Annotated in this window: 4 protein-coding genes; 2 read left to right on the forward strand and 2 right to left on the reverse strand. The window is 60.3% G+C overall.

Features of this window, described 5'->3' with window-relative positions:
- Positions 1-181: 181 nt before the first annotated feature.
- Positions 182-373, reverse strand: coding sequence for a hypothetical protein (locus tag WCB02_RS29505; RefSeq protein WP_423963421.1), 192 nt, complete (start codon positions 371-373; stop codon positions 182-184).
- Positions 374-870: 497 nt separating this feature from the next.
- The gene (locus WCB02_RS29510) at positions 871-1,038 is read right to left on the reverse strand and encodes a hypothetical protein (RefSeq protein ID WP_423963424.1); all 168 of its coding nucleotides are present in this window, start codon (positions 1,036-1,038) and stop codon (positions 871-873) included.
- Between the two features lie 65 nt (positions 1,039-1,103).
- Here WCB02_RS29510 and WCB02_RS29515 point away from each other — a divergent pair, with 65 nt between their 5' ends.
- Entirely contained in the window at positions 1,104-6,302 is a 5,199-nt protein-coding gene (locus WCB02_RS29515) for a DEAD/DEAH box helicase (protein WP_423963426.1), read from the forward strand.
- On the forward strand, positions 6,299-7,394 hold a 1,096-nt coding region (locus WCB02_RS29520), incomplete at its 3' end, for a DEAD/DEAH box helicase (protein WP_423963428.1). The genes WCB02_RS29515 and WCB02_RS29520, both read left to right, overlap by 4 nt.

Genomic DNA, 7,394 nt, shown 5'->3' on the forward strand with positions numbered 1-7,394 from the left:
TGATTGCTACCGCAAAGTCATCGACTTCATTCGAGCCAACCCCGACAGCTACGACCCCGACTTCGAGGCCGTCTTCCACAAGCTCGTCGATCAGCTCGATCCGTCAACCCCCACCTGATCGCCGCGCCCCGCCGCTCACGCTCAGTGAGGGCGATGCCCCGCGGCCCATCAGATACCGTGCTCAGAACGACCGGGGTGTGCCATCAATTTGCGTGCGCGGGGTTACGGTGACGTTGTGCCAGTTTGTGATCAAAAAGAACTCCTTCCCATCGCGCCAGACGAAGCCCGTAGCTTTGGCAAGCACTGAGCCGCCGAACGCAAGATCGATCGGTACCACCGCGCTTGAGTAGAAGTCGACCGAAAATTCTGCCATCGAATATCGCCTTATAGAAGGTGCGAGAAGACGCGAGAAACCGTGAGCGCTAATCGCTCATTGAAGTTTCGTAATGGGCCCACTGGCTTATACTTTAGCTCAATGAACAGCGCGAGGCGTAGTGCCCCAAGCGTATACTCGAATACAATCCTGTCGTTGCTATCCAGAACCTGAACCTCTGTTTCGATATGGGCATCCTCCGGGAGCCTCGCCAACAAACCCTTTGCGTAAGAGATGGCTTGGTCGAGATCGGCAAAAGCTGGGTGGGGATCGTATCCATCCCAAAACATTCGAACTTGATAGGGCATCACCACCTCAATGAATGGGCTTCATGCGCAGAAGCCGAAGTGCCGAGAAGCGCCGAACTCTGGAAAAGGGTTCGTGATCGGCGGGGGGCCAAGCCCTCATCTTGAACCCCAGCGGGCCAGCGGGTATTGAATAAGGAGGTAAATACGGGTCCTCGGAATCACGCCCGGCATGCTTCACCAAGCGTGGTGTTAATTGACGACACGTGGGGCGAATTTGCCGCCGCCGAAGTCATCAAACCAGCTGGTGAGATGTCCTAAGCCGAATTCAATCGACGCTTCGGTCAAGGCTTTGATATTGTTGTCTTTTATGCTTCCTTTGATAGGAAACAAAGCGCTTGGGATCATATTTTCTGCCAATTGCTTCGGCCGGCCGTATCTATAGACTGCGGGCAACTAGAGGGTGCTGAAGGGGACCAGCTATCGTGAATGTTTTCGATCTCGATGGCACACTTGTGCGGGATTACGAGCGATTTGCCCGATCCTTCACCAAGATCCGCGCAAGAGACATTCAAGAACAGGTCGAGAGCCTCTATTCCAGCGACCGGTTTTGGCCTGATCCCCTCCTGAGCATTAATCCAAGGTTCAAGCCGGGGGATTCCGTCGATCAGCTTGTTCGCGGTGGAACACTTCACGAATCCACCGCCAAGGTCTTCAGTATCAACGGCAAAGGGCTGACCCTACATCGGCATCAAACGCAGGCCGTCGCCAAAGCCGCGTCGGGCCAAAGTTTCGTCGTTACCACCGGTACTGGTTCCGGAAAGTCGCTGTGCTTTTTTATCCCGATTATCGACGCAGCAATACGGGCTCGCGTCGCTGGACAAGCGCCTCGCACCCGCGCCATTGTGATCTATCCAATGAATGCCCTCGCCAATAGTCAGCGCGAGGAACTCGACAGGTTCATAAAGCAGTCCGGCATACCCGACCATCTGCGGCCGACCTTTGCTCGCTACACCGGCCAAGAGAGCCAGGAGGAGCGTGAGCGTATCCGTGAGGCCAAGCCTGACATTTTGCTAACTAACTTCATGATGCTCGAGCTGCTTATGACGCGGCAGAACCAGCTCGATCGCGCCGTAGTCGCAAATGCCCATGGCCTGAATTTCATCGTTTTGGACGAGCTTCACACCTATCGTGGACGACAAGGCGCCGACGTTGCGATGTTGGTTCGCCGCGCACGCGATCGACTTTGTCCTAGCAAGGCGCCAATTTGCATCGGAACTTCTGCCACGATGGCAACGGAGGGAGATGATGCCGAGCGGGCGAAGGTCGTTGCAAACGTTGCTTCCCGTCTGTTTGGAACGGCAATCGCGCCCGATGCGGTGATTGGCGAAAGCTTGGAGCGTTGTACCGACCCAGCACTGAAGCCAACGACGCTAGCCGCCTCATTGGTCACGGCGATCGAAACCGATCTCCCGTCAAGTCTCGACGATGAGACACTTTACCGACATCCGCTCGCAGTCTGGACAGAGCTCCAGATTGGCCTTGAAGATGGCCAGCGTCTTGCACGCCGTCAGCCGGTCACCGTGGCCGAAGCAGCGAGACGGCTCTCCGAGCAAACCGGCTGTGACGAGCCGCGCTGTCGATCCCAATTGCAGGCCTTTCTGATCCTCGCAAGCCGACCCGCAGACGAACGCGGCGGCACCGGTGACCGCGCCTTCATGGCTTTCAAGCTGCACCGCTTCATCTCTGGCGCTGGGCACGTCTATGCGACGCTGCGGAGCGGCGGGCAGCGCCGAGTCACGCTAGAAGGGCAGCAGTTCGATCCGGGGGACAGGGAAGCACGGCTCTATCAGACCTTTTTCTGCCGGCGCTGCGGCCAGGAGCATCATCCGGTCGCGTTGGCGGTTAAGGACGGCGCGGCGCACATTTTACCGCGCGATATTGACGATACACCACTAGACGATCCCGACGTCGCAGAGCGGCCGGGCTATCTTATGCCCGTACCTGAAAAGGACGATGAGTTTACCTTCGACGGCGGACTGGAGAGCTATCCGGAGGAATGGCTCGAGCTGGATCGCGGCGGGGCGCCCAGGCTTCGCAAAGACCGAAAGGCGTTCGCCCCGGAGCCGCTGACCGTGGACGCCTCTGGCCTCGTGGGCTCGACCGGACGTCCTGCCTGGTTCATGCCAGGCAAATTCCGCTTCTGCCCCGCGTGCAAGCATCAGCCACCCGGCCAGGCGCGCGAGATCAATAAGCTTGCAGGTCTGTCGGCAGAAGGTCGAAGTTCAGCCACGACGCTACTGGTTTCGAGCGCGGTGCGCTGGATGAACAAGCGTGCCGCTGCACTCCCGCGGTATAGCCGAAAATTACTCGGCTTTACCGATAACCGGCAGGATGCGGCGCTGCAGGCTGGTCATTTCAACGATTTCCTGTTCGTCGCACAGCTGCGCGCAGCGATTTTTGCAGCAGTTCGGAATGCCGGCTCCGGGGGACTTGGCGAAGCGGATTTTGGTCGGCACGTGCAGGCAGTCCTTGGATTTACGGCGGCCAATCACGGACGCCGGCAGGAGTGGATGCTCGATCCACACAGCAAGGGCGTGGCGCCGCTGAATGCGGAACAAACGCTGTCGCGTGTATTGGCCTATCGTGTATGGGCGGACCAGCGGCGCGGATGGCGATTCACCAATCCCAATCTCGAAGAGCTGGGTCTCGTGCGGGCCGAGTACCTTTCGATCGACGAAATCGCCAAAGACGATGCGGCTTTCGCGGACGCGCCGCCGGAAATCCGAAACACTGCAGCCGACAAGCGTAGGCAGGCCCTTACGGAACTGTTGACTTATATGCGACAGGGTCTCGCCATCACCGCCGATGCGCTTGAGCCAGCATTGGTGGAATCGACCGGCAACGCGGCGCGACAGAGCTTGCGTGATCCATGGTCCATATCAGTACAGGAAGCGCCGCGGATTGCAGGCTCGCTAATCATTAATGCGCCGAAGAAAGCTGAAGCCGGCGTGCGCGGCGAGCCGCTGATCGTGCGCGCGGGACCGCGCAGTCGCCTAGCGCGGCAGCTAAGTCGTCCGGCACTGTGGGGCAAGCGTCTTGACCAGAAGACCTACCTCGAAGTCATTACCGCTCTCCTGAAAGCTGCCTCGCAGTACGGCGTTGTGACCAGCGTGGCGACCGTCTTCGATGTCGAAGGATGGCGCCTGAAAGCGGACGCAGTCAGGCTCGTCGCTGGCGATGGACGCGTCGATGGCCGGGTCGTGAACGCCTATTTCGTCGAGCTATACACCACGCTGGCGGACGCACTTGTTGGCAATGGCGCTGCCTTGTTCGGTATCGAAGGACGCGAGCACACCGCGCAAGTGGACCAGAACCGGCGCGAGTGGCGTGAGTGGCGCTTCCGTTTTGGCGATGAAGATCAGGCGATGCTGAAGGAGAACAAGGACGAGCTGCGCCTCGCCGGAGAACCTGATGTCTTTCTTCCGGTTCTCTTCTGCTCGCCGACCATGGAGCTTGGCATCGATATTTCCGCGCTGAATGCCGTCTATTTGCGTAACATGCCGCCAACGCCGGCCAACTACGCGCAGCGAAGCGGACGCGCCGGCCGGTCCGGGCAGGCCGCACTGGTCGTGACCTATTGTTCAGCACAGGGCCCGCACGACCAGTACTATTTTGGCAAACGCGAAGCGATGGTCAGTGGCATAGTTCGCCCACCTGCGATCGAACTTGCCAACCGCGATCTGATCAGGTCGCATCTTCATGCCGTGTGGCTCGCAGAATCGGCGCAGGAGCTGAAACCCGACATCCCGCATGTGCTCGACCTAAGTGATGCCGCCCTCCCTGTTCGAGCCGAGATCACCAAGGCATTTGCCGATCCGGAACTGACGGAGCGATCGGCTCTCTCAATGCGGCGGCTGCTTGAAAGTGTAAGAGACGAGCTTACGACGGAGGCGGCACCTTGGGCGATGGATCGCAACGCGTTCGCGGAGAGCACCGCGGCGCTCGCCTCGAAGAACTTCTCGGACGCATTTGAGCGGTGGCGACAGCTGTACCAGGGCGCACGTGCGCAATTGCTCGAGGCGAATCGCCGGTCGGAGATGCACGGGTTGTCTCCAAGTGAGCGCAGGGAGGCCAAGACCCAGCAAGCGCAGGCCAACGAACAGCTGGCTCTCCTGGAGAGAGGCGCCGCAAGCAATGGGTCGGATTTCTACACCTACCGCTATCTTGCAACAGAGGGCTTACTCCCTGGTTACAACTTCCCGCGGCTACCTCTCTACGCCTATGTCCCTGCCACCGGGCAAGGGTCAAAGGCCGCCTATCTGCAGCGCGCTCGGTTCATAGCGATCTCGGAATTCGGCCCCCGAAGCCTGATCTATCATGAGGGACGCGCCTATCGCGTCTGGAAGGCGAAGCTGCCACCGGGAGCGCGGACTGAAGACGGCAGCCGCCTTGCCACGACGGCCGTTTACATTTGCGATGATTGCGGCGCGTCTCATTTGAAAGAGACAGAGAGATGCCACGCCTGCAACGGCGCGATGGCAGGCATTCATCCGATCCGCAATGTGCTTCGCATCGACAACGTAGAAACGAAGCCCGCCGAACGAATCACCGCAAATGACGAAGACCGTCAACGGCAGGGATTTGAAATCCAAACGATCTTCGCATGGTCGCAGCGCGAGGAGGGTCTTGACGTCGTGGCGGCGTCGGCAAGTATCGGAGTCGATCCCGTTGCCAGATTGAGTTACGCACCTGGAGCGTCGATCAGCCGCCTCAACAAGGGCCTTCGGCGCCGCAAGGAGAAATCGATCTTTGGCTTTGGCATCGACCCAGCAACCGGTCGTTGGACGGGAAGCCCGGTTGATGATGAACCGGACGCTGATCCTGATGAGCCCGTCAAACAACGCGTGGTTCCGATCGTTCAGGATAACAAGAACGCCCTACTGTTTCGTCTTGCGGATGATCCCCTGTCCGAAGAAGCGATGACTACCGTTCAACACGCGTTGGCACGGGGCCTCGAGATCGTCTTCCAGCTTGAGGAAGGCGAGATTCAGACAGAACCCGTGCCTTCGCGCGAGAAACGGCGCGGCATTCTTGCGTTTGAGGCGACGGAAGGCGGTGCCGGCGTGCTTGGGCGCCTGACCGGCGATCGGGATACATTGGCGAAGGTCGCACAAGCTGCGCTGGAACTCATGCACTACCGTGGCCTTTCCCCGGCGATCGAGGACGCTGATCCGTCGCTGCTCAAGGAGGTCGAGGACGCCAATTGCGTCAAGGGTTGCTACCGTTGCCTGCTGTCTTACTATAATCAGCCCGATCATGAGCTGATCGACCGTACCGACAAGGACGCGCTGCAGCTCTTGCTGAGACTAGCCGCAAGCGACGTAGTGGCCGCGCCGCGGGTGGCGGCAGGCGGCGGTGAAGGCGCCGATGGCCTGAACGAGTGGCATGCAGCCTTTACGCGATGGGGCCTGCCTTCGCCTGACGGCCCACCCCTTACAATCAATGGCACTACCTTGCCTATCACCTGGCCTGCACATCTTGCCGCCGTGTCGTTTGGGCCGATCGATGAAGCAACCCGAAACGCTGCCGAGCGACTCGGCTATGGTGTCGCCGTACTGCCCGAAAAGCCGGGCGCTGAACCGCCGTCCGAGCTCGTCGAATTGCTCGGAACCACAGCATGACCGCCCTATTTGCTCCAGGCGATCTCGTTTACGCGCGTGGACGGGAATGGGTCGCCCTTCCCTCGCCTGACGACGACATCCTCTGCCTGCGTCCGCTCGCCGGCGCCGAGACCGATGTCCAGGTCATTCACCCGGCGCTCGAACGCGAGACCGTGCGCCCGGCTCGCTTTGCGCTCCCAACGGGCGACCAGCTAGCCACACAGGAGGGAGCGCGCCTCCTGACCGAAGCCCTGCGACTGTCGCTGCGCCGAGGCGCCGGGCCGTTTCGTTCGGCTGCAAGGCTGAACTTTGAACCGCGGGCCTACCAACTGGTGCCGCTGCTGATGGCGTTGCGTCTTGAAGTCGTCCGGCTTCTGATCGCCGATGATGTCGGCATCGGGAAGACGATCGAGGCCGGCCTAATCCTGCGCGAGCTGATTGACCGCGGCGAGGCCGATCGCTTCGCCATATTATGCCCGCCGCATCTCGTCGAGCAATGGACGGGTGAGCTGAACTCTAAGTTCGATCTCGATGCGGTCGCAGTCACGGCTGCGTCGGCCGCGCGGTTGGAACGCGGGCTTCCCGCATCCCAGACGTTGTTCGACGCCCATCCCTACACGGTCGTCAGCCTCGACTACATTAAGGCCGAGCGCCGTAGGGAGAGCTTCGGGCGCTCGTGCCCGGCGCTGGTTGTCGTCGACGAAGCACACGCCTGCGTAGGAACCCATCAAAGCCGGCAGCAGCGTTTTGAGCTTCTCAAACGTCTTGCCGACGACAAGGCCCGGCATCTGATCCTGTTGACGGCCACGCCGCACAGCGGTGACGAGGCGGCATTTGACCGGCTGCTCAGCCTGCTTGACCCCGCGTTCAGCGAAGGTGCGCTCGAAAACGAGGCAAACCGCGTCCGTCTGGCACGGCATTTCGTGCAGCGCCGGCGTATTGACATCACCGGACGAGATTGGGGCGAGGACCGTGCCTTCCCGCATCACGAGACCGCCGAGCGCGCCTATGAACTGACACCCGCACACAAGTCGTTTCACGAGGCCGTACTTGACTACTGCCTTGGCGTGGTCGAGGGGGCCGGCGCCAACCAGAACCGACGACGTCTTGCGT

Source organism: Bradyrhizobium sp. (assembly GCF_049581145.1).
In the GTDB taxonomy this organism is placed as follows: domain Bacteria; phylum Pseudomonadota; class Alphaproteobacteria; order Rhizobiales; family Xanthobacteraceae; genus Bradyrhizobium.

Bases quoted from the DNA above. Each gene is read 5' to 3' on its own strand.
- WCB02_RS29505 (WP_423963421.1), bottom strand. From the start codon at position 373: ATGGCAGAATTTTCGGTCGACTTCTACTCAAGCGCGGTGGTACCGATC.